The sequence below is a fragment of the Streptococcus sp. 1453 genome, from assembly GCF_013276955.1.
GTDB lineage: Bacteria > Bacillota > Bacilli > Lactobacillales > Streptococcaceae > Streptococcus.
Window position 1 is genome coordinate 18,200 of record NZ_VMLZ01000022.1, and the last position, 26,185, is coordinate 44,384.

25 protein-coding genes and 1 tRNA gene are annotated in these 26,185 nt (G+C 42.8%); 5 read left to right on the top strand and 21 right to left on the bottom strand.

Going from position 1 to position 26,185, the window contains the following annotated elements; genetic code table 11:
- The first annotated feature begins 1 nt into the window (after position 1).
- Positions 2–634 (top strand): ABC transporter ATP-binding protein, encoded by a 633-nt coding sequence (locus HW098_RS09590; protein WP_000571434.1) that lies wholly within the window; start codon positions 2–4, stop codon positions 632–634.
- A gap of 140 nt (positions 635–774) precedes the next feature.
- Positions 775–1,053: a competence protein ComA gene (locus HW098_RS10835; protein ID WP_173212190.1), complete on the top strand. Its 279-nt coding sequence runs from the start codon at positions 775–777 to the stop codon at positions 1,051–1,053.
- A gap of 511 nt (positions 1,054–1,564) precedes the next feature.
- On the opposite strand, the gene ndk is transcribed toward HW098_RS10835, so the two are convergent.
- The 4 genes from ndk to rpoB all read right to left on the bottom strand — a co-directional run bounded on the left by ndk (position 1,565) and on the right by rpoB (position 9,642).
- Positions 1,565–1,978, bottom strand: a complete 414-nt coding sequence (ndk, locus tag HW098_RS09600) for a nucleoside-diphosphate kinase (RefSeq protein WP_173212192.1) — start codon at positions 1,976–1,978, stop codon at positions 1,565–1,567.
- Between the two features lie 49 nt (positions 1,979–2,027).
- On the bottom strand, positions 2,028–2,180 hold the full coding sequence (locus HW098_RS09605; RefSeq protein ID WP_176139958.1) for a hypothetical protein: 153 nt from the start codon (positions 2,178–2,180) through the stop codon (positions 2,028–2,030).
- 140 nt (positions 2,181–2,320) lie between these two features.
- Positions 2,321–5,998: a DNA-directed RNA polymerase subunit beta' gene (rpoC, locus tag HW098_RS09610; protein ID WP_000228746.1), complete on the bottom strand. Its 3,678-nt coding sequence runs from the start codon at positions 5,996–5,998 to the stop codon at positions 2,321–2,323.
- A gap of 32 nt (positions 5,999–6,030) precedes the next feature.
- Positions 6,031–9,642 (bottom strand): DNA-directed RNA polymerase subunit beta, encoded by a 3,612-nt coding sequence (gene rpoB, locus HW098_RS09615; protein WP_119947421.1) that lies wholly within the window; start codon positions 9,640–9,642, stop codon positions 6,031–6,033.
- Between the two features lie 415 nt (positions 9,643–10,057).
- On the opposite strand from rpoB, the gene HW098_RS09620 reads away from it, so the two are divergent.
- Positions 10,058–10,128 (top strand) — tRNA-Cys (locus HW098_RS09620).
- On the opposite strand, the gene HW098_RS10780 is transcribed toward HW098_RS09620, so the two are convergent.
- The 12 genes from HW098_RS10780 to HW098_RS09675 all read right to left on the bottom strand — a co-directional run bounded on the left by HW098_RS10780 (position 10,120) and on the right by HW098_RS09675 (position 19,124).
- Positions 10,120–10,254 (bottom strand): hypothetical protein, encoded by a 135-nt coding sequence (locus HW098_RS10780; RefSeq protein WP_259390846.1) that lies wholly within the window; start codon positions 10,252–10,254, stop codon positions 10,120–10,122. The genes HW098_RS09620 and HW098_RS10780 overlap by 9 nt on opposite strands.
- Before the next feature lie 61 nt (positions 10,255–10,315).
- Positions 10,316–11,647, bottom strand: a complete 1,332-nt coding sequence (locus HW098_RS09625; protein WP_176139959.1) for a hemolysin family protein — start codon at positions 11,645–11,647, stop codon at positions 10,316–10,318.
- A gap of 152 nt (positions 11,648–11,799) precedes the next feature.
- On the bottom strand, positions 11,800–12,624 hold the full coding sequence (endA, locus tag HW098_RS09630; protein WP_176139960.1) for a DNA-entry nuclease EndA: 825 nt from the start codon (positions 12,622–12,624) through the stop codon (positions 11,800–11,802).
- A 38-nt stretch (positions 12,625–12,662) separates the two neighbouring features.
- Positions 12,663–12,851 carry a DNA-directed RNA polymerase subunit beta gene (locus tag HW098_RS09635; protein WP_044012464.1) on the bottom strand — a complete coding sequence of 63 codons (189 nt, stop codon included), beginning with the start codon at positions 12,849–12,851 and terminating at the stop codon, positions 12,663–12,665.
- Positions 12,844–14,127: a UDP-N-acetylglucosamine 1-carboxyvinyltransferase gene (murA, locus tag HW098_RS09640; RefSeq protein WP_050262001.1), complete on the bottom strand. Its 1,284-nt coding sequence runs from the start codon at positions 14,125–14,127 to the stop codon at positions 12,844–12,846. Before murA ends, HW098_RS09635 begins: the two co-directional genes overlap by 8 nt.
- Positions 14,128–14,150: 23 nt before the next feature.
- Positions 14,151–14,381, bottom strand: coding sequence for a DUF1146 family protein (locus tag HW098_RS09645; RefSeq protein ID WP_078156193.1), 231 nt, complete (start codon positions 14,379–14,381; stop codon positions 14,151–14,153).
- Between the two features lie 57 nt (positions 14,382–14,438).
- The gene (locus HW098_RS09650) at positions 14,439–15,476 is read right to left on the bottom strand and encodes a SepM family pheromone-processing serine protease (RefSeq protein WP_057488226.1); all 1,038 of its coding nucleotides are present in this window, start codon (positions 15,474–15,476) and stop codon (positions 14,439–14,441) included.
- Positions 15,460–15,948: a pantetheine-phosphate adenylyltransferase gene (gene coaD / locus HW098_RS09655; RefSeq protein WP_088790992.1), complete on the bottom strand. Its 489-nt coding sequence runs from the start codon at positions 15,946–15,948 to the stop codon at positions 15,460–15,462. The genes HW098_RS09650 and coaD overlap by 17 nt, the downstream gene beginning before the upstream one ends.
- The gene (gene rsmD, locus HW098_RS09660; protein WP_004245553.1) at positions 15,938–16,477 is read right to left on the bottom strand and encodes a 16S rRNA (guanine(966)-N(2))-methyltransferase RsmD; all 540 of its coding nucleotides are present in this window, start codon (positions 16,475–16,477) and stop codon (positions 15,938–15,940) included. Before rsmD ends, coaD begins: the two co-directional genes overlap by 11 nt.
- Positions 16,478–16,541: 64 nt before the next feature.
- Positions 16,542–17,534, bottom strand: coding sequence for an aspartate--ammonia ligase (gene asnA, locus HW098_RS09665; RefSeq protein WP_000748005.1), 993 nt, complete (start codon positions 17,532–17,534; stop codon positions 16,542–16,544).
- Between the two features lie 110 nt (positions 17,535–17,644).
- A complete protein-coding gene (locus tag HW098_RS09670; protein ID WP_001016913.1) occupies positions 17,645–18,328 on the bottom strand; it encodes a Bax inhibitor-1/YccA family protein in 684 nt (227 codons plus the stop codon).
- Between the two features lie 55 nt (positions 18,329–18,383).
- Positions 18,384–19,124 (bottom strand): RNA methyltransferase, encoded by a 741-nt coding sequence (locus HW098_RS09675; RefSeq protein WP_176139961.1) that lies wholly within the window; start codon positions 19,122–19,124, stop codon positions 18,384–18,386.
- A gap of 33 nt (positions 19,125–19,157) precedes the next feature.
- Between HW098_RS09675 and HW098_RS09680 the strand changes: the two genes are divergently transcribed.
- A complete protein-coding gene (locus tag HW098_RS09680) occupies positions 19,158–19,436 on the top strand; it encodes an acylphosphatase (protein WP_001174613.1) in 279 nt (92 codons plus the stop codon).
- Between the two features lie 77 nt (positions 19,437–19,513).
- Positions 19,514–20,440: a membrane protein insertase YidC gene (yidC, locus tag HW098_RS09685; RefSeq protein ID WP_176139962.1), complete on the top strand. Its 927-nt coding sequence runs from the start codon at positions 19,514–19,516 to the stop codon at positions 20,438–20,440.
- A 226-nt stretch (positions 20,441–20,666) separates the two neighbouring features.
- On the opposite strand, the gene pflA is transcribed toward yidC, so the two are convergent.
- From pflA to HW098_RS09710, 5 genes are all read right to left on the bottom strand, one after another.
- Positions 20,667–21,461, bottom strand: coding sequence for a pyruvate formate-lyase-activating protein (gene pflA, locus HW098_RS09690; RefSeq protein ID WP_001288289.1), 795 nt, complete (start codon positions 21,459–21,461; stop codon positions 20,667–20,669).
- Positions 21,462–21,586: 125 nt separating this feature from the next.
- Positions 21,587–22,837: a diaminopimelate decarboxylase gene (locus HW098_RS09695; RefSeq protein ID WP_176139963.1), complete on the bottom strand. Its 1,251-nt coding sequence runs from the start codon at positions 22,835–22,837 to the stop codon at positions 21,587–21,589.
- Positions 22,838–22,903: 66 nt separating this feature from the next.
- Positions 22,904–23,731 carry a pur operon repressor gene (gene purR, locus HW098_RS09700; protein ID WP_001825276.1) on the bottom strand — a complete coding sequence of 276 codons (828 nt, stop codon included), beginning with the start codon at positions 23,729–23,731 and terminating at the stop codon, positions 22,904–22,906.
- Between the two features lie 266 nt (positions 23,732–23,997).
- Positions 23,998–24,939 (bottom strand): 3'-5' exoribonuclease YhaM family protein, encoded by a 942-nt coding sequence (locus HW098_RS09705; protein WP_000703198.1) that lies wholly within the window; start codon positions 24,937–24,939, stop codon positions 23,998–24,000.
- Positions 24,929–26,185, bottom strand: a complete 1,257-nt coding sequence (locus HW098_RS09710) for a DNA recombination protein RmuC (RefSeq protein WP_176139964.1) — start codon at positions 26,183–26,185, stop codon at positions 24,929–24,931. The genes HW098_RS09705 and HW098_RS09710 overlap by 11 nt, the downstream gene beginning before the upstream one ends.

A 26,185-nucleotide genomic window follows, 5' to 3' on the forward strand; every position in this document is an offset into this window, starting at 1 on the left:
TATGATTGAACTTAAACAGGTGAGTAAATCTTTTGGAGAACGAGAGTTATTTTCGAATCTTTCAATGACATTTGAGGCTGGAAAAGTCTATGCCTTAATTGGTTCAAGTGGTAGCGGAAAAACAACCTTGATGAATATGATTGGGAAATTAGAATCTTATGATGGGACGATTTTTTACCGAGGTAAAGACTTGGCCAATTATAAATCGAGTGATTTTTTCCGTCACGAATTGGGCTACCTCTTCCAGAACTTTGGCTTAATTGAAAACCAAAGTATTGAAGAAAACCTTAAGCTAGGTCTCATTGGTCAAAAGTTGAGTCGGTCGGAACAGCGGTTGAGGCAGAAGCAGGCTTTAGAACAGGTCGGCCTGGCTTATCTTGACCTAGATAAGCGCATCTTTGAGTTATCGGGCGGAGAATCGCAACGGGTTGCCTTGGCAAAAGTTATCTTAAAGAATCCACCCCTTATTCTGGCAGATGAGCCAACAGCTTCAATAGACCCAGCAACCTCTCAGTTGATTATGGAGATTTTGCTATCTCTTCGAGATGATAATAGGCTAATCATTATCGCAACACATAATCCGGCAATTTGGGAGATGGCTGATGAAGTGTTCACGATGGATCGTCTGAAATAAAAATCCTTGTTTTTAATTGCACGATGAGTTACTGAAATATTATCATGAATCAATAATTGGAGTTAATTTAGAATTGTACTTTATCAATATTGAGGTAACTTTTTCTTGATAAAGGAAGAAATAGTGAAGAGAAAGTTAGAATGAAAAAATTCGACAATTATATTATTGAGAAGCCTTGCGATTCTAATTCAGATAAACTGCAAAAAATCTTAATAATTGAAAGTTTGGTAGATGATATTTTGCAATTTTCTCTCAGAATCAATAATAGTGTAGGAGAGATTTTCCTCCTACAACCGTTTCAAAAGAAAACTATCTTTATTCCATGTTATTTTGAGGAAGATATTGTGAAAGTTAAAGATGATGATGAAGTTGAGTGGAATTTGTTAGAATTTCAAAAATTTAGAGCATTTTTGGCTTAGTAATCTGTGTTGAAGGCTCAAAACCTATGGTAAAAAAGTAGCTTTGAAAACGTATTGCCTCCAAAGATTTAGTTAAATAATAATTTAATACAAAAAGAAATTATTGAAGTTCTGGAAAGATGTTGTTTCAGTATTGAGAAAAGGTGGGAAAAACTTGCGATTTTCACAGAGAAAGGAAGAAAAAGTATAGAAATATAGTCAATTGAAACAAGAACAGGACAAAAGAACCTTTTGTGCCATATTTTTCTCCTTTCGCTTTACAAATTGGCTTGAACACCTTTATTGTATCGCATTTGGAGTTTTTTGGGTATAACCTTCGACACGCACCCGCATAGCGGGTGTTTTTTTTGTCTCGCACCTAACGGAACGAGACGGACTAATAGTCACATAATCAAAAAAACGCACCATATCAAAAACTAAAAAATTTGATATTATGCGTCATATCTTAAACTAATTGACTATACTTTCTATTCAAATGAGCTTTTAACCAATTGATTGAGCCAATCGACTCTTAAAACCAAAGAGCAATCTCTCGCTTAGCTGACTCTTCTGAATCTGACCCATGTACAACATTTTGGATAGCTTGATTTTCACTAGCAGCTTTTGCAAAATCACCTCGAATAGTTCCTGGTAAAGCTTCTTCTGGACGAGTCGCACCCATCATAGTCCGCCAAGTTTCGATTACTTTGGGACCTGAAATAATGCCCACAAGAACTGGGCCTGAAGTCATAAATTCACGAATCGGTGGGTAAAAACTTTGACCAACCAAGTCCTGATAGTGCTGGTCAATCAACTCTTCTGAAACCTGTGAACGCAACTCCAATTTTTCGATTGTCAATCCACGTTGTTCGATGCGTTTCAATACTTCACCCACTAGCCCTCTTTTTACACCGTCTGGTTTAATGATAAAAAATGTTTGTTCCATACCTGTCTCCTTTGTCAGCTTCTTTCTTTTATACTCTTCGAAAATCTCTTTAAACCACGTCAACGTCGCCTTGCCGTAGGTATATGTTACTGACTTCGTCAGTCTTATCTACAACCTCAAAGCAGTGCTTTGAGCTGACTTCGTCAGTTCTATCCACAACCTCAAAACAGTGTTTTGAGCTGACTTCGTCAGTTCTATCCACAACCTCAAATCAGTGCTTTGAGCAACCTGCGGCTAGTTTGCTCTTTGATTTTCATTGAGTATTATTTTACCATATTTCATGGAAAAATGGAGAAAATTTTCAGAAAAGAGAAAGAGAACCCGAAGGCTCTCCATTCTCTTTTATTCTACTGTTTCTTCCACAGTTTCAACGGCAGTATCCACAACTACTTCTGTTGTTTCTTCATTTCCTTCTTCCTCTACTGGAGGATTAAGGTATTCTTCTTCGTTGATAGCATGTGGTTCAAGGTTACGGTAACGGGCCATACCAGTACCTGCTGGGATGATCTTACCGATGATAACATTTTCTTTAAGTCCAAGGAGATGGTCTTTCTTACCACGGATAGCCGCATCTGTAAGGACACGAGTTGTTTCCTGGAAGGAAGCCGCTGACAAGAAACTGTTGGTTTCAAGTGAGGCTTTGGTAATTCCCATAAGGACTGGGCGACCTGTCGCTGGAACACCACCTGCGATAAGAACATCTTTGTTGGCATCTGTAAAGTCGTTGATGTCCATGAGAGTACCCATGAGAAGGTCTGTATCACCTGGATCCATGACACGGACTTTACGGATCATTTGACGAACCATTACCTCGATGTGTTTGTCACCGATTTCCACCCCTTGGCTACGGTAAACTTTTTGTACTTCACCGAGAAGGTACGTTTCAACTGACAAGACATCACGAACTGCAAGGAGACGTTTTGGTTGGATAGAACCTTCTGTAAGAGCAGCACCACGCGCTACTTGGTCCCCAACTTCAACACGCATACGAGCGGTAAATGGAACAACATATTCGCCTTCACCAGTTTCACCCTTAACAAAGACTTTCTTAGTACGAGTTGAAGCGTCTTCTTCGATAGCGGTAACTTGTCCTTTAACCTCTGTGATAACCGCTTCCCCTTTAGGATTGCGGGCTTCAAAGATTTCTTGGACACGAGGAAGACCCTGAGTGATGTCGGTATTTGAGGCAACCCCACCCGTGTGGAAGGTACGCATTGTAAGCTGTGTACCAGGTTCCCCGATAGATTGGGCAGCGATTGTACCAACTGCTTCACCAACTTCAACCGCATCACCAGTAGCCAAGTTGATACCGTAACAGTGACGGCAGACACCATGACGAGTGTTACATGTAAATACAGAGCGGATAGTCACTTCTTCCACACCAGCATTAACAATTTCACGCGCCTTGTCTTCTGTAATCAATTCATTTGGACCGATAATCACTGCACCAGTTTCTGGATGTTTAACAGTTTTCTTAGTGTAACGACCATTGAGACGCTCCTCGAGAGACTCTATCATCTCTTTTCCTTCTGCGATAGAACGGATCAAGAGACCACGGTCAGTTCCACAGTCGTCCTCACGGATGATAACGTCTTGGGCAACGTCAACCAAACGACGAGTCAAGTAACCTGAGTCGGCTGTCTTAAGGGCCGTATCGGTCATACCTTTACGGGCACCGTGAGTTGAGAAGAACATTTCGAGTACTGACAAACCTTCACGGAAGTTTGAAAGGATTGGCAATTCCATGATACGTCCGTTCGGAGCAGCCATCAGACCACGCATACCGGCAAGCTGTGAGAAGTTTGAGATGTTACCACGGGCTCCAGAGTCCATCATCATAACGATTGGGTTCTTAGGATCTTGGTTGGCAATCAAGCGTTTCTCCAATTTTTCACGGGCAGCACGCCATTCAGCTGTAACGGCATTGTAACGCTCGTCGTCTGTGATCATACCACGACGGAATTGTTTTGTGATTTGTTCTACACGTTTGTGTGATTCTTCAATGATTTCAGCCTTGTCATCAACGACTGGGATATCGGCAATCCCCACTGTCAACCCTGCAAGAGTTGAGTGGTGGTAACCGAGGTTCTTCATGCGGTCAAGTAGGGCAGAAGTTTCTGTCGTACGGAAACGTTTGAAGATTTCAGCGATGATATTTCCAAGGTTTTTCTTCTTGAATGGAGGGTTGAGTTCAAGATTGCTGATAGCTTCCTTGATATCTCCACCAAGTGGCAAGAAGTATTTAGCTGGAACGCCTTCTGTCAAGTTGGCATTGTTTGGTTCTTGCAAGTATGGTAGTCCCTCTGGCATGATGTCGTTGAAGAGGATTTTACCAACTGTGGTAAGCAAGACTTTATGTTTTTGCTCTTCTGTCCAAGGCTTGTTGAGGCTGTCTGTTGCGATACCAACACGTGAGTGGAGGTGAACATAACCATTACGGTAAGCCATAACAGCTTCGTCACGGTCTTTGAAGACCATTCCTTCACCTTCACGACCAGCTTCTTCCATGGTCAAGTAGTAGTTACCCAAAACCATGTCCTGAGATGGAGTAACAACCGGTTTCCCATCTTTCGGGTTCAAGATGTGCTCAGCAGCCAACATCAAGATACGAGCTTCTGCTTGGGCTTCTTCTGAAAGCGGTACGTGGATGGCCATTTGGTCCCCGTCAAAGTCAGCATTGTAGGCTTCACAGACAAGTGGGTGCAAGCGAAGGGCCTTACCATCAATCAAGACTGGCTCGAAGGCTTGGATACCCAAACGGTGAAGGGTAGGTGCGCGGTTCAAAAGTACTGGGTGTTCTTTGATCACTTCTTCAAGGATATCCCAGATGCGTTCGTCTCCACGTTCCACCAAGCGTTTAGCTGCTTTAACGTTTTGCACGATATCACGCGCAACGATTTCACGCATCACGAATGGTTTAAAGAGCTCGATCGCCATTTCACGTGGCACACCACATTGGTACATCTTAAGCGTTGGACCAACGGCGATAACGGAACGTCCTGAGAAGTCAACACGTTTACCGAGCAAGTTTTGACGGAAGCGTCCTTGTTTACCTTTAAGCATGTGGCTCAATGATTTCAGTGGACGGCTACCTGGTCCTGTGATCGGACGACCACGACGACCATTGTCAATCAAAGCGTCAACCGCTTCTTGAAGCATACGCTTCTCATTTTGAACGATGATACCTGGTGCATTCAACTCAAGCAAACGAGCCAAACGGTTGTTACGGTTGATAACACGGCGGTAAAGGTCATTCAAGTCAGATGAAGCAAAACGGCCACCATCCAACTGCAACATTGGACGAAGATCTGGTGGAATAACTGGAAGGATGTTGAGAATCATCCATTCAGGTTTGTTTCCAGACTTGTAAAAGGCATCCAAAACATCCAAACGACGGATGGCTTTGACACGTTTTTGTCCAGTAGCTGTTTTCAACTCCTCTTTGAGTTCAGCAATTTCTTTTTCAAGATCTACTTGTTTCAAAAGGTCTTGGATGGCTTCGGCACCCATCTTGGCAACGAATGATCCATAACCATACTCACGCAAGCGCTCACGGTATTCGCGCTCTGTCATGATAGACTTGTGCTCAAGTGGTGTATCCTTGGGATCAATCACCACATAAGCCGCAAAGTAGATAACTTCCTCGAGGGCACGAGGGCTCATATCAAGGGTCAAGCCCATACGGCTTGGAATCCCCTTGAAGTACCAGATATGAGATACAGGAGCTTTCAACTCGATGTGCCCCATACGCTCACGACGAACTTTCGTACGCGTTACTTCAACCCCACAGCGGTCACAAACAATCCCTCTGTAACGAATGCGTTTGTATTTACCACAAGCACATTCCCAGTCTTTTGTAGGACCAAAGATAACTTCATCAAAGAGTCCTTCACGTTCTGGTTTCAAGGTACGGTAATTGATTGTTTCAGGTTTTTTGACTTCTCCATAAGACCATGAACGGACTTTACTTGGAGAAGCTAGGGTGATTTGCATACTTTTAAAACGATTTACATCAACCACTATTTCTTCCCTTTCTATTCTAAGTGAACTGCTTATTCTTGTTCAGCAGCTTCTTCTGTTGCTTCCGCTTTTGTTGCTTTTTCAGCTTCTTCAGCTTCAAAGGCTGCTTTTGCCTCTTGGGCTGCTTTTTCGCGGGCTTTTTCAAGGTCATCTACGTGGATGACATCTTCGTCCATTCCTTCATCCAAGTCGCGAAGTTCCACTTCTTGGTCATCTTCGTCTAGGACACGCATGTCAAGACCAAGAGATTGCAATTCTTTGACAAGAACTCGGAAGGATTCTGGAACACCTGGTTTTGGAATTGGTTTCCCTTTTGTAATAGCTTCATAAGCTTTCAAACGTCCGTTGATATCGTCAGACTTGTAAGTCAAGATTTCTTGAAGGACATTTGATGCACCATAGGCTTCAAGAGCCCAAACCTCCATCTCACCGAAACGTTGTCCACCAAACTGAGCTTTACCTCCGAGTGGTTGTTGAGTAACGGTTGAGTAAGGTCCGACTGAACGCGCGTGCAATTTATCGTCAACCATGTGGTGGAGTTTGATCATGTACATGACTCCGACAGAAACACGGTTATCAAACGGTTCCCCAGTACGTCCATCGTAAAGGATTGTTTTGGCATCGCTATCCATACCAGCTTCTTTAACAGTTGACCAAAGGTCTTCAGAACTTGCTCCATCAAAGACCGGTGTTGCGATGTGAATACCAAGAGTACGAGCCGCCATACCAAGGTGGAGCTCCATAACCTGACCGATATTCATACGTGATGGCACCCCAAGTGGGTTCAACATGATGTCGACTGGAGTTCCGTCTGGAAGGTAAGGCATGTCTTCTACAGGAACGATACGAGAGACAACCCCTTTGTTTCCGTGACGTCCGGCCATCTTATCTCCGACCTTGATTTTACGTTTTTGAGCGATGTAGACGCGAACCAGCATATTAACACCTGATTGCAATTCATCCCCATTTGCACGTGTAAAGATCTTAACATCACGAACGACACCATCGGCACCGTGTGGTACACGAAGAGAAGTGTCGCGCACTTCACGAGACTTGTCTCCGAAGATAGCGTGCAAGAGACGTTCTTCAGCTGAAAGGTCTTTCTCACCCTTAGGTGTTACTTTACCTACAAGGATATCACCTTCTTTAACCTCAGCACCGATACGGATAATACCCATTTCGTCAAGGTCTTTAAGGGCATCTTCACCAACGTTTGGAATTTCGCGAGTGATTTCTTCAGGCCCAAGCTTTGTATCGCGCGTTTCTGATTCGTATTCTTCAAGGTGAACAGATGTGTAGACATCGTCTTTCACCAAGCGTTCGCTCATGATAACAGCATCCTCGAAGTTGTAACCTTCCCAAGTCATGTAGGCAACGATTGGGTTTTGTCCAAGCGCCATTTCTCCATTTTCCATAGAAGGTCCGTCAGCGATGAAATCGCCTTTTTCAACGACATCGCCAACTTTAACAAGCGTACGTTGGTTGTAGGCAGTACCTGAGTTTGAACGACGGAATTTTTGGATATGGTAAACGTCCAATGAACCATCTTCACGACGAACTTCTACCTTGTCAGCATCTGCGTAAGTAACTTTACCATCATACTGAGCAATCACAGCAGCTCCTGAATCGTGGGCTGCTTGGTATTCCATACCAGTACCAACGTAAGGTGCTTGAGGATTGATCAATGGTACAGCCTGACGTTGCATGTTGGCTCCCATGAGGGCACGGTTGGAGTCATCGTTTTCCAAGAAAGGAATACATGCTGTCGCAACGGCAACTACCTGTTTTGGTGATACATCCATGTAGTCAACAACATTCGCTGGATACTCTTGGTTGACCCCTTGGTGACGTCCCATGACAATCTTCTCAGCAAAGGTTCCATCTTCATTCAGACGAGAATTAGCCTGTGCTACAGTAAATTCATCTTCTTCATCGGCTGTCAACCAAACGATTTCGTTGGTAACAACACCTGTTTCACGGTCAACTTTACGGTATGGTGTTTGAACAAAACCATACTTGTTCAAATGTCCGTAAGATGACAAGTTGTTAATCAAACCGATGTTAGGTCCTTCAGGTGTCTCGATTGGACACATACGACCGTAGTGAGTGTAGTGCACGTCACGTACTTCATATCCAGCACGGTCACGTGTCAAACCACCAGGTCCCAAGGCTGACAAACGGCGTTTGTGAGACAACTCAGAAAGTGGGTTGTGTTGGTCCATGAACTGTGACAACTGTGATGAACCAAAGAATTCTTTCACCGCAGCTGTTACAGGACGGATATTGATGATTTGTTGTGGTGTCAAGACTTCATTGTCCTGGACAGACATACGTTCACGGACATTACGTTCCATACGAGAAAGTCCAAGACGTACTTGGTTGGCAAGCAATTCACCAACCGCACGGATACGACGGTTTCCAAGGTGGTCGATATCATCTACACGGCCAAGTCCTTCAGCCAAGTTGAGGAAGTAGCTCATCTCAGCAAGAATATCTGCAGGAGTGACGATACGAACCTTGTCATCTGGATTGGCATTACCAATGATGGTTACAACACGGTCTGGATCAGTTGGAGCAACAACCTTGAATTTTTGAAGAACAACTGGCTCAGTCACAACAGCTGCATCATTTGGAATGTAAACAATCTTGTTCAAGTCACCATCCAAATGGCTTTCAATGCTTTCAATCACGCTACGAGTCATAATTGTACCAGCTTCTACCAAGATTTCTCCTGTTTCAGGATCTACCAACGGCTCTGCAATGGTTTGGTTAAGCAAGCGTGTTTTAACATTGAGTTTTTTATTGATTTTGTAACGACCGACAGCTGCCAAGTCATAACGACGTGGGTCAAAGAAACGAGCTACAAGCAAGCTACGTGAGCTTTCAGCAGTCTTAGGCTCACCTGGACGAAGGCGTTCGTAAATTTCTTTCAAGGCTTCGTCGGTACGAGAATCCATTGGGTTCTTGTGGATATCTTTTTCAACAGTGTTGCGAACCAATTCGCTATCACCAAAGATATCAAAAATTTCATCATCACCTGAGAAACCAAGCGCACGAACCAAGGTTGTAAATGGAATCTTACGAGTACGGTCGATACGAGTGTAGGCGATATCTTTTGAGTCGCTTTCAAGCTCCAACCAAGCTCCACGGTTAGGGATAACCGTTGAACCGTAGCCCACTTTACCGTTCTTATCTACTTTGTCATTAAAGTAAACACCTGGCGAGCGAACCAACTGCGAAACGATGATACGTTCACCACCATTGATGATGAAAGTACCCATTTCTGTCATGATTGGGAAATCACCAAAGAAAACTTCTTGAGTTTTGATTTCGCCTGTTTCTTTATTGATCAAGCGGAAAGTTACAAAAATTGGTGCTGAGTAGCTAGCATCGTGGATACGAGCCTCTTCTAGCGTGTATTTTGGTTCCTTGATTTCATATCCAACAAATTCCAACTCCATTGTGTCTGTGAAGTTTGAAATTGGCAATACATCTTCAAACACTTCCTTAAGACCGTGGTCTAGGAAATCTTTGAATGAGTCAGTTTGAATTTCAATCAAATTTGGTAAGTCAAGAACTTCTTTGATTCTTGAAAAACTACGACGGGTACGATGTTTCCCGTATTGAACGTCATGTCCTGCCAAGATGATTCTCCTTTATAAATAAGTTCCAAGCCTTATCAATCAGGCTTTTCTAATCGTCATATGGTTTTAAAAACCCTTATCACCGTGTCCCCTTGATAAATTTTCAGAATCTTTAAGTCTTTGTTACAAGTACTCAAAATCCTGAAAAAAAGCACAAAAAGAGCAGCTAAATCTGACTTTTTCAGAAGATTTAACTGCTGTGAGCCTTGTCTGGACAATATTTCAGACAAAACCTACGACAAATGATTACTCATATTATACCCTATTTAGCTAGATTTTTCAAGGGGATTCAGTAGATTTTTGGTAATTTTTTCCCATAGAAAACTTGGCATCACATTCGAATCACACTATGGTACAAAAAACTGAAAAAGCTATTGACTGAAAATCATTTTCAAGGTATAATAATAAACGTTAAGGCGGTATAGCCAAGTGGTAAGGCACGGCTCTGCAAAAGCTTGATCGTCGGTTCAAATCCGTCTACCGCCTTCTATAACTTGATTTATCAGGTTTCAAATGAACAGAAAGCCCAATTTGAAGGGCTTTTTTATTTTTTCTTCTGATAAATACGGATAATTTTGAAAAACTTTTGGGGCAAAGTTCTTTCCATGACATAATTCCCTCATGAAATCAACTGAAAAAAGCTTCGTCACGTATGGTGACAAAAGCCTCTGGTTTACTCTGTTTCTTCTTCTATTTCGACTTCTGTAATTTGGACTTTTACCTTGGTAACACGTCCATTTTTCACTTTATCATTGGTTAAGATAAGTTGTTTGTTTTGGCTGACCACTTCATAGCTGAGTTTCTCAGTCGTCGGAATGGTTCCAACTCCTGTCAAATAGTAACCAGCGATGGTATCAACGTCATCACTTTCCAGTTCAACATCAAAGTAATTATTGAAATCATTGAGGGTCATAGTTCCTTGAACAATGTAAGTATCCTCGCCAATCTGATGAACATCTATTGCTGCTTTGTCCGTTTCATCATCAATTTCACCAACAATTTCCTCTAAAAGGTCTTCCAAGGTCACCAAACCAGCCATACCGCCGTATTCATCTAGCAAGATTGCCATTTGTCTTTGGGTATTTCGCAGCTCTTTTAGCAAGTCATCCACAAAAATAGTTTCAGGTACAAAAAGTGGATCTTGTAAGATTTTCTTCCAAACAATATTATCAAAACCGTCCACAAAACCAGCCTTAAGGAGACTCTTGGTGTGAATAATGCCAATCACGTTATCCTTATCCCCATCATAAACCGGGATACGAGAATAATTTTGTTTTAAAATACTTTGGATAATGGCTTGACTATCATCCTGAATATCCACCATAAAGGCATCCGTTCGAGGAACCATAACCTCTCGTGCCATCAGTTCATCGAGCGAAAAGATACCTTGTAGCATCTCAATCTCATCAGCATCCAATGTTTCTTCACTATTTGTCAGCATATAGGCAATTTCATCACGGGTCATCTTTTCATCCGCATCATCGAATGACATAGGAGTCAAATGGCTCAAGAAATTGGTCGAAGCAGCTAAAAGCCAAACAAAAGGACTGACTAGTTTTCCGATCCCAATGATAACCGGCGCTGTACGAATGGCTAAGGCATCCTTTAGATTAAGAGCGATTCTCTTAGGATATAATTCCCCAAAAACGATGGAAATATAGGTCAAAAATGCCAAGGATAGAAAAGTTGCCACGGCTTGTGCTGTTTCGCCATTCCCAAGCCAAGAGGCAATCACACGTCCTAGAGTATCAGCTAAACTCGCCCCTGATAAGATTGTAATCAGGGTGATTCCTACCTGAATGGTTGATAAAAAGTGGTTAGGATTTTCTAGTACCTTCAGCAGGCGGATGTAGCGTCTGTCTCCTTCTTCCGCCTTTTGTTCAACCCGCGCACGATTAAGAGAAACCATGGCCATTTCTGTGGCTGAGAAAAAGGCATTTAATACCGTCAAGATAAACAATAAAACAAATTGTAGCAACAAATTCTGACTACTTGGGTCTTCCATAGTTCTTCTCCTAAAATAGTATCTTGTCACTTATTATATCACAAAAATTAGCTCAGTACATATTATTTTTTCTTAGTACCTATTCTAGCCCTGCTTAAACTAGAAAAAAGAACTCCTACATCCATAAGTGACATAGGAGTTTATCTTATCTTTTACTGAGTAACAGTGACTTCTCCAGTTCGGTAATCCAGTTGAAGTCCCTTTTGAACATTGGGAACTAGAACATTGAATTCCAATTCTCCATCCGAAGACTTGGCTTCAATCTGTGAAGCTGAAGGAACTAAATCCTCGTTTGAAGCGTAGTAAAGGGTTACACGGTAACGGATACGCTTGTTTTGGTCCAAGGCTTTACGCACCTTGCTTTCATAGTAGTTTTGACCAGTCGAATCCTCGGCCTGTGCCTGATTTGCCCAGGCTGTCTGAACAGCAATGTTTTTAGGATTACTTGTCGAGGCATCAAAACCATCCAAACCACCGATTAAGGCATAGCCTAACAAGTGACCTCTATCGACCGCATGGGTATAAGAGCCCTTTAGATTCTTGACCTGATGCCAACCTGGAGGAGTCCATGAAGTCGAACCATTCCCAGTTTCTTCACGATTCTTGTACTGACGAGTAGCCTTAGACAAGAGGGCATTAGCTACGGTTGGTACCGTTTCCTTGCCCACTGTCTTTGTTTTATTATCAGCGTAGGGCTTACTTGAAACCTTAGCATTTAGGTTTGTTTTATTACCATTGACAATAAAAGCACCTGACCCATTCCACTCCAGACTCCCTTTTATTTGGCTTTTGACTGCATCTGTTAAGACACTTTCTGCCAATTCTTGACTAGGAGCTTCAGACGCTTGTTTTTTCTGACTAAGCTTGGTTTTGGGACTATTAGGTGCCGACTGCATCTGCTTGATATAATAGCTCCCCGCAGATAAGAGCAATAACACTAGCAAGCCAATCAGTGTCTGTCTTGTTTTTTTGTTCATATTTCTCCTTATCTTTATAAAAAGGCTGGTCTCCCAGCCTAATTTCCTGTAAATTTATGAATCAATTCCTGCCATTTTGCTGGAGACAGGATGGCCCATGGATCTTGACCCTTGCCCAAGATTCCATAGCCGACCATTAAGCCGATTCCTAGGGCTAGAAGCCCTAAAACCAGTACCAAAATGACTAAAAGTAAACGCTTGACTACGTAGCTTGATTTTTTATTCATCTTCATCACTTGCCTCAATCCGCTGAATCTTAGCACCTAGCTGCGCCAACTTCTCATGGAAACGGTAATAACCTCTATCCAAGTGAACCAATTTACCAACTACAGTTTCTCCTTGTGCTACCAAACCTGTCAAAATCAAGGCTGCACTGGCACGAAGGTCAGTCGAAAGAACTTCTGCCCCCTGCAAAGGCTGCCCACCAACAATACGAGCTGTATCACGGATAATCTCAGAATGCAATCCCATGCGGCGCATCTCTTCTAGGTGTTGGAAACGATTTTCGAAAACTGTCTCCACCATGGTTGATTCCCCTTTTGCGACTGTCATCAAGGCTGTAAATTGAGCTTGCATATCTGTTGGAAATCCTGGGTGGGGCAAGGTTTTCACATGAACAGCTTTTAGATTTTCTAGTTGAGAGCGAACGCGAATCCCTTCAGTCTCCTCTGTCACTTCCACTCCCATTTCAAGTAATTTGGCAATCAAGGGACGGTTGTGCTCCCAGACAGCGTCTTTAATCAAGACATCACCACCAGTCATGGCAGCAGCTACCATAAAGGTTCCTGCTTCGATACGGTCTTGGACTACATTGTGAGTCGTACCATGAAGTTTCTCCACACCGGTAATGGTAATGGTCTCTGTACCAGCCCCTTTGACCTTGGCTCCCATTTCATTGAGGAGAATGGCTAGGTCGACAATCTCAGGCTCACGCGCAGCATTTTCAATCACTGTCACCCCATCAGCTAGAGTTGCAGCCATCATCAAGTTCTGCGTAGCACCAACACTTGGGAAATCCATATAGATATGAGCTCCATGTAAGCGATCAGCCTTGGCTTCGATATAACCAGCCGTCTGGCTAATCTTAGCCCCCATAGCTTCCAAACCTTTCAAATGAAGATCGATAGGACGGCTACCAATGGTACAACCACCTGGCATGGATACCTTAGCATGACCTACACGGGCAAGAATTGGACCCAAGACAACGATAGATGCACGCATCTTGCTGACATACTTATAAGGGGCTTCCTCAGTGATGTCGCCAGTAGCATCCACCTCAACAAGATGGGCTTCCTCATCAAAGTCAACCTTGGCATTCAAACCACCAACTACCTGATTCATAATAAAGACATCCGACAAGATCGGTACATTCTGTAAGACTGTCTTTCCTTCACTTGCTAGAATAGTCGCTGCCAACAAGGGCAAGACTGCATTCTTTGCTCCTTCGATGGTTACACTTCCTACCAGACGATTATCGCCACCTTGAACCACAATTTTGTCCATACTCGTTTCCTTTACATTTGATTTTATAATAATCCTCTAAGCGCTTCTTGCCACAACTGATATAGGCCGATAAAGAAAGAACTCATGATATAGCCCATGACAATGCTGAAAAAGGCTACTAGTAAACGAACTTTTCCTGTATTCTCAGTTGTCACTTTTAAAACCTTTTCCCATCTAACAAGATTCTTTAAAAGGTAAAAACTCACATAAATAAAGAGCATGTGACTGCTTAGAGTGAATAATAATTGAACCATTTGACTATTATACCATCTTCTCTGTTTGTGCGCTAGTTTGGAAACTTCACTTAAAAACTAGGGATTGTTTTTCAAGTAATCAATTGCATCTTGTAGGGTTTTAACAGGCACGATTTTCATATCTGTCTTGATTGTTTTGGCTGCTTCTAGGGCTGTTTGGTAGTTGTTTTTTGCATCCGGGTGTGCTTTTTGTTCTTCTTCGCTAACAGGGTTATCAGGGGCAAAGAAAATAGCGGCACCTGCTCTAGCCGAAGCTACAACTTTCTTGTCAATACCACCAATATCCCCCACATTGCCATCGCGGTCAATGGTACCTGTACCGGCAACAATACGACCATTACGAAGACCTGGGTGAGCTATTTGAGTATAGATAGCTAGACTAAACATGAGGCCAGCACTTGGACCGCCAATACCAGCTGTTGAAAAACTAATTGGGACATTGCTGATTACCTCTGTACGATCAATCAAGCCGATTCCAATCCCATTTTTTCCATTTTCCAAGCTGATAATCTTTCCTTCTGCAGACTTGGTTTGCCCATCCTCTTCATAGGTGACCTTGACGGAGTCCCCTAATTTTTGAGAACTGACGTAATCAATCAAGTCTTTAGAACTATCAAAGGTCTGATCATTGACTGCTGTGACCGTATCAGAGATATTGAGAATCCCTTTAAAGGTTGAATTATCCGTCACATTCAAGACATAAACCCCAAAATACTTGAGTTCGATATCCTTACCAGCTGTTTTTAGACCTTGATACTTGGCCATATTTTGCGATGTTTGCATGTAGAATTGATTGATCCGCATAAATTCAACATCGGAAGTTCCACCTGTGGTCTCCTGGGCACTACGAATATCTGTAAAAGGCGTCAACCAAGCATAAACCATATGGGCTAAAGTGGCATGCTGGACACCAACCGTAACGAAGTGATAAGCCCCAGCCGCCTGATCTTCTGTGTCATTTACTTTAAGGACTTGGCGAATATCTTCCGAACCACCTGGAACTTCTATATAGTAGGGCAAGGGCACTACAAATGCCAAGAAAGTCACAATTAAGGCCGCAATGACATATAAGGGCCATCTAATCTTTTTTTTCATTTCTTATTTCCTCCAAAATACTCTCAGGAACATAGCAAGCAATATCCTGACCAAACTTCAAAAGTTCTCTAACGCCTGATGAACTAATATAGAGATGTTCAGGTCGGCTATGTAAATAAATGGTCTCTATATCAGGAGACAGCTGATGGTTGTAGTAATCAAAACTGGCTTCATATTGCAAATCCACCGCATTCCTCAAACCACGCACTAGACAAGTAGCACCCAATCTTTTTGCGACATCAACCACCAATTCATCATGAGAAGACACAACTTCAACATTTTCCAAATGTTTCAAAGCCGTTTCTAGCCCTCGTTTACGATTTTCTATGGGGAGAAATCCTTGTTTGTGGGGATTAAAAAAAATACCGACATAGAGCTTATCAAAGAGTCTGCTAGCTCGTTCAATGATATCCAGATGTCCATTTGTCATCGGATCAAATGAGCCTGTGAATAAGCCAATCTTATCTGACATAGACTGTCACCTTACTAATTCCATAAATTTTTTCCTTCCAGATGCCTAGACAGGCAATTTCTTCTGGAAGTTCAACGGCCTTATCCGTCTCACACACGACCATGACATCTTCAGAAAAAAGCTCCCTCTCAGCTATTTTTTCAATATCTGCTACGATTTGTTCCTTGGCATAGGGAGGGTCTAAGAAGATGAGATCGAATTCCCCAGATACCTGTTCCAATGCCCTTTCTGCATCCATCTTGAGGAGTTGAAATTTTCCAACTTCCTTGGTCATCTGAATATTTTCAGCCACGATGGTCTGAGCTTTACGGTCTCGCTCCACCAAAACAGCGCTGGACATGCCACGCGATACTGCTTCGATTGACAAGCCACCACTACCTGCATAAAGGTCCAAGACTCGCCCCCCCTCAAAGTAGGGACCAATCATGTTAAAAATGGCTCCCCTAACCTTATCCGAAGTTGGCCTTGTCGTCTTGCCTTCTAGTGTCTTGAGGGGGCGTCCCCCATAGATCCCTGATACGATTTTCATACCGTTTATTATACCAAATTATGGGCGAAAAGAGAAAAAAAACCGAACCTTGCGGTTCGATTCTCTATAAAATATTTTCGTAAGTATCGCGGACTTCTTGAGGCCAAACACTTGTTTGCACTTCTCCGATGTGTTTCTTGCGAAGTAGGAACATAGCCATACGAGATTGTCCAATTCCTCCACCGATTGTCAATGGGAATAGGCCATTCAACAAAGCCTTGTGCCATTCCAATTCCAAACGGTCCTCATCACCAGTGATTTCTACCTGACGGCGAAGAGTTTCTTCATCAACACGAATCCCCATAGAGGACAATTCAAAGGCCCCACCTAAAGACTCATTCCAGACAAGAATATCACCATTTAGACCCTTGTAGCCATTTTCAGACTCGCTTGTCCAGTCATCGTAGTCTGGTGCACGTCCATCGTGCGGTTTACCATCTGGCAACTCGCCACCGATACCAATCAAAAAGACGGCTCCAAATTCTTTACAGATCGCATTTTCACGTTCTTTTGGTGTCAAGTCTGGGTAGCGTTCTACCAACTCTTCTGTGTGGATAAAGGTGATTTGTTTTGGCAAGATAGACTCGATGTCATAGCGGGCTTCAACAGCTAGCTCAGTCAGACGAATGGCCTTGTAAATCTTCTCAACTGTTTCTTTTAGATAAGCGATATTCCGTTTACCATTTGGGATAACTTTCTCCCAGTCCCACTGGTCAACATAAACGGAGTGGGTCGCATCAAGCGAATCTTCGTCTGGACGAAGAGCCTTCATGTGGACAAAAAGACCTTCTCCCTCACCAAAACCAAAACGGGCCAAAGTATGGCGTTTCCATTTAGCAAGAGAGTGCACCACTTCATAAGTAGCATCAGGGATTTGGAGAACCTTAACCGATACGGCATTCTCAACACCTGATAAGTTGTCCTGCATCCCGTCGCCAACCCTACTCAAGATAGGACCTTGAACTTCAACGACTTCTAGCTTGTCTTTCAAATACTGGGTAAAAGTGTTTTTGACAAAGGAAATTTCTTCTTGTTGATGGATAAAACTTTTCTTCATAAACTACTCCTCAAAAATTAGTTAAAAGCATTATACACCTATTTCCAAGAAAAGAAAAGAGAAAATTTAAAAAAATCAGTGTCACTCAAAACACTGATTTCATAGACCCTTTAGTCATTACGACCGAAGATACGTAAAATACTTAGGAAGAGATTGATAAAATCAAGATAGATACTGAGAGCCATTGACACAACCCAACCTGTCGCTACACGACCTTGTGATTGCTCATAAGCAAGGCGAATCTTTTGATTATCCCAAGCAATCAACCCTGAGAAAACCAAAACCATAGCTACGCTGATCATATAATCAAAGAAACCACTAGCCAAGAAAATATTGACTACCATAGCAATCAGCAAACCAATGAGAGCTGCCATCATTGCTCGACCAATCCCACTCAAGTCTTTCTTGGTGAAGATACCAACTGCCGCCATGACAAAGAAGAGAAGGGCGCTCGATACAAAGGCAGATAAAACTGTACCCGGAGTATAGAAAGCCACCACAAAACTAAGGGTAAAGCCGTTTAATACTGAGTAAAGTAAAAATACTGGAAGAGCCGCTGGACTATTCCTTGAAGCCATGCTACTGGCAACAAAAACCAAGGCCAACTCCGCAAAAGTAGCAATGGTCAACCAGAGACGCCCCTGCATCAAAAAGTAAACCAACTGAGACTGAAAGACCGTCAACATAAGGCCTGATACCAAAGCAGATAGTCCGATTCCCAGACCAACAAAGGCATAAACCTTAGCGTAAAATTGATTGAGACCTGCACGGTCATGTATAATAGTGTGATTCATCCTTTTCTCCTTTTCTATGAACATCTTTCCTTGATTATAACAAAAAAAGTTAAAATTAGCTTAAATGGAAAATCAAAATACCGGCCGCAACGGCAACATTCAAACTCTCCGCCTGCCCCTTCATGCTAATATGGACCAACTGGTCTGCACTTTCAGCCATGAGGGGACTAATTCCTTGACCTTCATTTCCCATGACTAGTACAAAATTTTCTATAGAAGGCAGTTCTCTGTAATCAACAGAATCTTTAGATAGGGTTGTTGCTAGCACTGGGATAGCTACCTCTTTGGTTTCCTTGAGAAGCGCTTGGCTAGTCATCCGATAAATGGGCAGATGGAAATGACTACCTTGCATGGAACGTAGAGTCTTGAGACTGTAGATATCTGCCGATTTATCTGAAACAATCACTCCAGTAAAACCTGCTGCATCCGCAGTCCGAATGATAGTTCCCACATTACCAGGATCTTGCACATCTTCCAAAAACAAGAACTTGCCCTGACTGAAGTCAGCTTGCCCTACTTCTTCTTTTTGAACCACCGCAACAATTCCCTGTGGAGTCTGAGAATCCGCCAAATCTAGCAAAATATCCTCTGACACCCAGACAGTTTGCGGAAACGAGGCTAACTGATCTCGATAACTTTCTAGGGCAAAGATTTTTTCAATAGTCACTCCAGCTTGAACAGCTTCTTCAAACAAGTGCCAGCCTTCAATCAAATAAGCAGACTTACGGTATTTTTTTTGGTGTAATTTCTTGGTATTTTTTACCACAGAATTGGCTTTTGAGGTTATAATAGTCATAGAAATATTATAACACAATCAAAGGGGTTTGGTATGCAAAAGGTTAGAATGATTGCCCAAGGTAGGGTACAGGGAGTCGGCTTTCGTTGGGGTGTTTACAGCTTGGCACTTGAAATTGGTGGCATCACAGGTCGAGTATGGAATAACGACGATGGCACAGTGGAAATCTTAGCCCAAGCAGACTCATCTGCTATCATGGCAAAATTTATCCAAGAAATCCGAAAAGGACCGACACCTTTTTCAAAAGTAAGCTACTTAGATGTCAAACTAAGCAACTTTCCTCCCTACTCTGATTTTAAAATCGCAAATTAGGTCTCCAGAACTATTGTATATTTTGTAAAAAAACAGTAGAATAGAAAGGTATAATTTTTAAAGAAGGAATAAAAACAGTGAAATCTATTAAACGTTTTGCACTCTCAGCTATGGGAGTGGCTATGTTGCTTGTCTTGACTGGCTGTGTCAATGTTGATAAATCCACAGGCCAGCCAACAGGAGTCATTTGGAATACTTTCGGAGCGCCTATGGCTGAAGCTATCAAGTACTTCGCCAATGATAAAGGTCTAGGCTTTGGTGTCGCTATCATTATCGTAACCATTATCGTGCGCTTGATTATCTTGCCACTTGGTATCTACCAATCATGGAAGGCAACGCTTCACTCTGAAAAGATGAACGCCCTCAAGCACGTCCTTGAGCCACACCAAACGCGTCTCAAGGAAGCAACTACTCAAGAAGAAAAACTCGAAGCCCAACAAGCTCTCTTTGCTGCTCAAAAAGAGCATGGCATCAGTATGTTTGGTGGTGTAGGATGTTTCCCTCTCCTCCTTCAAATGCCTTTCTTCTCTGCCATCTACTTTACTGCCCAACATACTGAAGGAGTTGCTCAAGCAAGCTACCTAGGCATCCCTCTAGGCTCTCCAAGTATGATTTTGGCTGCCTGCGCTGGTGTCCTTTACTATCTTCAATCACTCCTTTCACTTCACGGAGTAGAGGATCAAACGCAAAGAGATCAAATCAAGAAAATGGCTTACGTGAGCCCAGTCATGATTGCCGGCTTCTCCCTCATCTCACCAGCTAGTGTTACACTTTACTGGGTTGTCGGTGGTTTCATGATGATTCTCCAACAATTTATCGTCAACTATATCGTTCGTCCAAAACTTCGCAAAAAAGTCCGTGAAGAACTAGCCAAGAACCCACCAAAAGCAAGTGCTTTCTCTACACCAAGTGGACGAAAAGACGTTACCCCCGAACAACCAACTGCTATCACAAGCAAGAAAAAACACAAAAATCGCAACGCTGGAAAACAACGTTCGAGATAAGAAGAAAAAGGCTTAGCTGGTTTGCTAAGTCTTTTTGCAAGTCATACTCTTCGAAAATCTCTTCAAACCACGTCAGCTTCGCCTTGCCGTAGGTATGGTTACTGACTTCGTCAGTTCTATCCACAACCTCAAAACACTGTTTTGAGCAGCCTGTGGCTAGCTTCCTAGTTTACTCTTTGATTTTCATTGAGTATCAAAAGCCCGATGTTTCCATCAGGCTTCTTTTTTATCCATGTACACGTTTCATATAGTCTTGGTAACTTTCGGTATCCATGAGTTGTTTAGCATTCTTAACGCGGTCTGCTGTTGGTGGTTTAACCCCTTCGAGGGAATAAGGAATTCCCAATTCACGCCATTTGAACTCACCCATAGTGTGATAAGGTAGAATTTCAAACTTATCCACATTTTTGAGGGTCTTGACGAACTTACCAAGTTCAATCAAGTCATCATCTCTGTCTGTCAATCCTGGAACTAGCACATGGCGAATCCAGACAGGTTTTCCAATATCTGATAGATACTGGGCACAAGCCAGGATGTTTTTATTGGTTTGGCTAGTTACAATCTTGTGCTGTTCTTCGTTGATTTCCTTGATATCCAAGAGGACCAAGTCAGTGACAGCCATGAGTTTATCAAACTTCTCAAGGTAACGTGGTTTATTACGGAAAGGAAGGGCACAGGTGTCCAAGGTACAGTGGATTCCTTGTTCCTTGGCCTTGGTGAAGAGGGCAATCAGGAAATCAATCTGCAAGAGGGCTTCTCCTCCACTGACTGTAATCCCACCCTTATTTCCCCAGAAACCGCGGTAGCGCAAGGCCTCTGTCAAGACATCATCTACCGTCCGTTCACGTGATTTATTGGACTCCATAGCCCAAGTGTCCGGGTTATGGCAGTACTGGCAACGCATGTGACAGCCCTGCAAAAAGACAATAAAGCGAATACCAGGCCCATCTACTGACCCAAAGCTTTCTGTCGAATGCACCATCCCTGTCACTTGTCCATAATCAATTGTTTCTTCAGACATATCGTTACCTTCCTTGAAAACGTTTTATAGTTTTATTATATCACGACTTGAAGGAAAAACAAGATTTTTGCCTATTTTTTAGAAAGCAATCTGTTTTTCAATTTCATTTTCAATGACTTATCATTTTATTCTTCAAAATCAAAGCCATACAAGGTTGCAAAATAGTCCTCAGGGCGCTCTGCACGGCGAATTTGACAGGCCTTACCTTCTTCGGTATAAAGGATTTCTGCAGAACGAAGTTTGGCATTGTACTGGTAGCCCATTGAAAATCCGTGAGCACCTGTATCATGAATGACCAGCAAATCACCGATTTCTGTATGAGGTAGTTCGCGATTGACTGCAAATTTATCATTGTTTTCACAGAGTGAACCAACCACATCAACCACTTCAGCTGGTCCATCTGGATGGGTCACGTTAGTAATATGATGGTAGGCTCCGTACATAGCTGGACGCATGAGATTGACTGCTGATGCATCCACACCTAGATAGGTACGGTAGGTTTCCTTCTTATGAGTGACTCTTGTGACCAAAGCACCGTGAGGGGCTAGCATAAAACGACCCAATTCGGTAAAAATCTTAACCTGACCAAGACCTGCTGGCGTAAGGACCTCTTCATACACCTTACGAACTCCCTCACCAATCAAGGCAATATCGTTCGGCTCCTGCTCAGGACGATAGTTAACACCAATACCGCCAGAAAGATTGATAAAGTCTAGCGAAATGCCCAACTTTTCCTTGATTTCAACAGCCAATTCAAAAAGCTGACGAGCCAACTCTGGATAATAGAGATGGGTCACGGTATTGGACGCTAGGAAGGAGTGAATCCCAAAAGTCTTGGCTCCTTTTTCCTTCAAGATGGCAAAGGCTTCAAAGAGTTGGTCCTTGGTCATGCCAAACTTAGCCTCTCCAGGATTGTCCATAATATCTGTTCCTAGCTCAAAAACGCCTCCGGGATTGTAACGACAAGAGATGATTTCTGGAATACCTGCTGCACGCTCCAGATGTTCAATATCTTCAAATGCATCCAAGTTAATGGTAGCACCCAATTCACGCGCATAGGCATATTCCTTATCTGGCGTGTTGTTTGAAGAGAACATAATCTCAGAACCAGGGAAATCCAATTTATGACTCATCAAGAGCTCTACATAACTAGAGCAGTCCACACCGCAACCTTCCTCTTGGAGAATTTTTAAAATAGCTGGTGTTGGAGTAGCCTTAACTGCAAAATATTCCTTAAAGCCCTTGTTCCACGAAAAGGCTTGGTTGACGGCTCTTGCCTTCTCACGAATCCCCTTCTCATCATACAAGTGAAAAGGTGTCGGGAACTCGGCAACAATCGCTTCTAAGTCTTCTTTATTGATAAATGGTATTTTCATAAGTTTCCTTCTATTCTATTTGCAAAGAAAGGCTGGGACAATCGTTCCAACCTTTAGTTCTATCTCTTATTTATCTTCGTCAAAGATATTGCCAACCTCAACATCGATGGCTTGGTTCTTGACATCAATATTGGTTACCTTCAAGAGTGACTTGTAGTCAAACTGCTTTTCACGTTCTTCTTGGGCATTATCCGCAAAAACCGCTACACCTGCCAATTCTGAGTCGAACTCGCGCAAGAGACTAATCATCCCGTTGACCGTTCCGCCACCTTTCAAGAAGTCATCCACAATCAAGACACGGCTGCCTGCCTTGAGACTGCGTTTTGAAAGGAACATTTTCTCAATGCGGTCACCACTTGAACCGGATACATAGTTGACGCTAACCGTTGAACCTTCGGTAATTTTCAGGTCACGGCGCACAATGACAAAGGGAACATTGAGGACATTGGCAACTGCATTTGCAAGCGGAACACCCTTAGTCGCTACTGTCATAACCGCGTCAATTTTTTGATCCATAAAGCTCTTGGCAATAATGCGACCAATATTTTTCAAGATAGCTGGTGTGCTAAGCAAATCAGACAGGTAGATATAACCACCTGGCAAGATACGGTCACTTTCTGACAACTTGGCACGCAAGTCCTCAACCATTTCCTTGGCATCATGGCTTGAGATTGATGGTGTGAAAATGACACCACCACCAGCACCAGTTACTGTCTGGATATGACCGATTTCAATTTCCTCAAAGGCTCGTTTGATAATGACGATATCTTCTGAGATGGATGATTTAGCAGATTCATACTTTTCAGCAAAAGTATTGAGACTAGTTAGTTTATAAGGATGATTAATCAAATAGTTGGAAATGACAACCATCCGATCACTTCTTCTTAATTTCATTTCTATTTCCTATTCCATTTTTATTCAAAAAATCAAAAAGCAAACTAGAAAGCTGGCCGCTGGTGGTTCAAAACACTGTTTTGAGATTGTCGATAGAACTGACAATTCCTGTAATATACATGCATATATACATACGACAAGGCGATACTACCCTAGTTTGAAGAGATTTTCGAAGAGTATTCATTTTTGTCTTTTACTTATTATACCATATTCACATAAAAAAACGAACATTCTTATCCTAAAAAATGCTCATTTTTCTTAAATTATTAATCTAAATCTGGTTTATAGAAGGAACGATTGTCCATAGCGAAGATTTTATTGGTCATCTCTCCCTTATCCACCAAAGCCAGAGCTGTTGACATCATCATCATGCTTGCATCCAGATTGTCAATCATATGGATAATCTCTGCTTCCATAATACGTGGACGAACCGGACTTCCATACTCTAGTAAGCCGTGATGACTGAGGATGACGTGGCGAAGCAGAACGACTTCTTCTTTAGTATCATCAATGCCAAGTTCCATAACGGTCTTGGTAATTTCGCTATCAATTAGAGCAATATGCCCAAGGAGATTGCCTCGCACTGTGTACTCGGTCTGGTCTGGCCCCGTTAACTCAATGACCTTAGCCAAGTCATGCAGCATAATCCCCGCATAGAGCAGGCTCTTATTGAGCTGAGGATAAACTTCGCTAATAGCATCTGCCAAACGCACCATGGTCGCCGTATGATAGGCCAAACCTGTTTCAAAGGCATGGTGGTTGGTCTTGGCAGCTGGATAGGAGTAGAATTCCTTATCATACTTGGTGTAGAGCTTTCGGACAATCCGTTGCCAAACAGGATTTTCAATTTTGAAAATCATTTGCGACATATAGTCACGGATTTCCTTGACATCAACTGGTGACTTGACCTTGAAATCAGCTGGATCATTGGGTTCGCCAGGTTGAGGCAAGCGTAGAGTGATTTGATTGACCTGTGGAGTGTTGTTATAAACTTCTCGGCGTCCTTTCATGTGGACAACCTTACCTGCGGTAAAGGCCTCAACGTTATGAGGTTGGGCATCCCAGAGTTTCCCTTCAATCTCGCCACTATCATCTTGGAAGGTAAAGGCTAGGTAGTTTTTCCCAGCTCGAGTTTGCCTCAGGTCAGCTGATTTGATTAGGTAGAAGCCTTCAAACAGCTCATCTTTTTTCATGTGACTAATCTTCATATTCTTCCTCATTTTCTTGGAAATGGAGTAGATCAAGCGCAGGCTCACCTTCTGATAACTCAATGTGACGGAGCGTCCGCTCAATAGCTGTGGTGCGACGGTTTAATAATTCATCAATATTGCCAGAGGCATGTTGGAGGTGTTTTTGTGCCTTAACCAGAATGCCACCAAACTTACCAAACTCAGTCTTAACGCTAGCAAGGGTCTTACTGATATGGTCGGCACTCTTTTGGATATTGAGAGTCTTGAAGCCAACCGATAGGGAGTTGAGCAGAGCTGACAGGGTACTGGGACCTGCGACAATAATCTGCTCCTCCCGCCTCAAATCATCAAAGAAGACAGGATTGCGGACAATTTCTGAGTAGAGACCTTCTGTCGGAACAAACAAGATTCCAAAATTGGTCGTCCGAGGCGGTGCTATGTACTTGCTCTTAATATCCTTGGCAAATCGTTTGACGCTTGCTAGTAGCGACTTACGACAGCGTTCAATTTCGTCCTTGTCACCTGCTTCATAGGCTTCTTCTAGGCGGTAATAATCTGCTAGTGGAAACTTAGAGTCAATTGGCAGATAGACGTATTCCTGGTCGCCTTGACCAGGTAACTTGATAGCATACTCCACTCGTTCACTAGAGTTTTCAACCGTTGCATATTCTCGTTCGTACTGGGCAGGAGTCATGATGTCTTCGATGATTTGCCCCAATTGCAATTCTCCCAGAATCCCTCGCGTTTTGGTTCCAGAGAGAACCTTGTTGAGGGCGCCGACATCACGGGCAATTGTCTGCATTTCTCCAAGACCACGATTGACCGACTCCAGTTGTTTGGAAACTGTATCAAAGGAAGCTTGCAAGCGTGTCTGCAAGGTCTTTTCTAGTTTTTCCTCGACTGTCTGGCGCATTTGTTCCAAACGTTGCTCATTTGATTCCTGCAAGGCTTGGAGACGTTGGTCAGTCTTGTCTCTGGTTTGGAGGAGATTATCTGTCATTTCTTGACGGACTTGGGTCAGGCCTTGGTGCAATTCGATTCGCACTTCTTGCAAACGGTCGCTGACAGCCACTTCCAAATCTTTTTGATCTAACTGACTGGCTTGCCTGGTTTGTTCAAAGCGATAATCCAACTGGTCTGACAAGTGATCTGCCTGATCCTCCAAGCTCTTACTGAGATGTTTTTCCTGCTTATCCTGCCTTTGCCAAATCAGAAAGAGTCCAGCTAGGTTGGCAATCAATAATAGAACAAGTAAACTTTCCAT

What these genes read in the sequence shown, in the direction of transcription:
- ndk (WP_173212192.1), bottom strand. Translation starts at nt 1,978, where the DNA reads ATGGAACAAACATTTTTTATCATTAAACCAGACGGTGTAAAAAGAGGG.
- HW098_RS10780 (WP_259390846.1), bottom strand. Translation starts at nt 10,254, where the DNA reads ATGTCATGGAAAGAACTTTGCCCCAAAAGTTTTTCAAAATTATCCGTA.
- HW098_RS09710 (WP_176139964.1), bottom strand. Translation starts at nt 26,185, where the DNA reads ATGGAAAGTTTACTTGTTCTATTATTGATTGCCAACCTAGCTGGACTC.
- HW098_RS09635 (WP_044012464.1), bottom strand. Translation starts at nt 12,851, where the DNA reads ATGAATAAAAAATCAAGCTACGTAGTCAAGCGTTTACTTTTAGTCATT.
- endA (WP_176139960.1), bottom strand. Translation starts at nt 12,624, where the DNA reads ATGAACAAAAAAACAAGACAGACACTGATTGGCTTGCTAGTGTTATTG.
- HW098_RS09705 (WP_000703198.1), bottom strand. Translation starts at nt 24,939, where the DNA reads ATGAAGATTAGTCACATGAAAAAAGATGAGCTGTTTGAAGGCTTCTAC.
- HW098_RS09625 (WP_176139959.1), bottom strand. Translation starts at nt 11,647, where the DNA reads ATGGAAGACCCAAGTAGTCAGAATTTGTTGCTACAATTTGTTTTATTG.
- purR (WP_001825276.1), bottom strand. Translation starts at nt 23,731, where the DNA reads ATGAAATTAAGAAGAAGTGATCGGATGGTTGTCATTTCCAACTATTTG.
- HW098_RS09645 (WP_078156193.1), bottom strand. Translation starts at nt 14,381, where the DNA reads ATGGTTCAATTATTATTCACTCTAAGCAGTCACATGCTCTTTATTTAT.
- HW098_RS09695 (WP_176139963.1), bottom strand. Translation starts at nt 22,837, where the DNA reads ATGAAAATACCATTTATCAATAAAGAAGACTTAGAAGCGATTGTTGCC.
- HW098_RS09590 (WP_000571434.1), top strand. Translation starts at nt 2, where the DNA reads ATGATTGAACTTAAACAGGTGAGTAAATCTTTTGGAGAACGAGAGTTA.
- pflA (WP_001288289.1), bottom strand. Translation starts at nt 21,461, where the DNA reads ATGTCTGAAGAAACAATTGATTATGGACAAGTGACAGGGATGGTGCAT.
- HW098_RS09675 (WP_176139961.1), bottom strand. Translation starts at nt 19,124, where the DNA reads ATGACTATTATAACCTCAAAAGCCAATTCTGTGGTAAAAAATACCAAG.
- coaD (WP_088790992.1), bottom strand. Translation starts at nt 15,948, where the DNA reads ATGTCAGATAAGATTGGCTTATTCACAGGCTCATTTGATCCGATGACA.
- rsmD (WP_004245553.1), bottom strand. Translation starts at nt 16,477, where the DNA reads ATGAAAATCGTATCAGGGATCTATGGGGGACGCCCCCTCAAGACACTA.
- HW098_RS09650 (WP_057488226.1), bottom strand. Translation starts at nt 15,476, where the DNA reads ATGAAAAAAAAGATTAGATGGCCCTTATATGTCATTGCGGCCTTAATT.
- HW098_RS10835 (WP_173212190.1), top strand. Translation starts at nt 775, where the DNA reads ATGAAAAAATTCGACAATTATATTATTGAGAAGCCTTGCGATTCTAAT.
- murA (WP_050262001.1), bottom strand. Translation starts at nt 14,127, where the DNA reads ATGGACAAAATTGTGGTTCAAGGTGGCGATAATCGTCTGGTAGGAAGT.
- HW098_RS09680 (WP_001174613.1), top strand. Translation starts at nt 19,158, where the DNA reads ATGCAAAAGGTTAGAATGATTGCCCAAGGTAGGGTACAGGGAGTCGGC.
- HW098_RS09670 (WP_001016913.1), bottom strand. Translation starts at nt 18,328, where the DNA reads ATGAATCACACTATTATACATGACCGTGCAGGTCTCAATCAATTTTAC.
- asnA (WP_000748005.1), bottom strand. Translation starts at nt 17,534, where the DNA reads ATGAAGAAAAGTTTTATCCATCAACAAGAAGAAATTTCCTTTGTCAAA.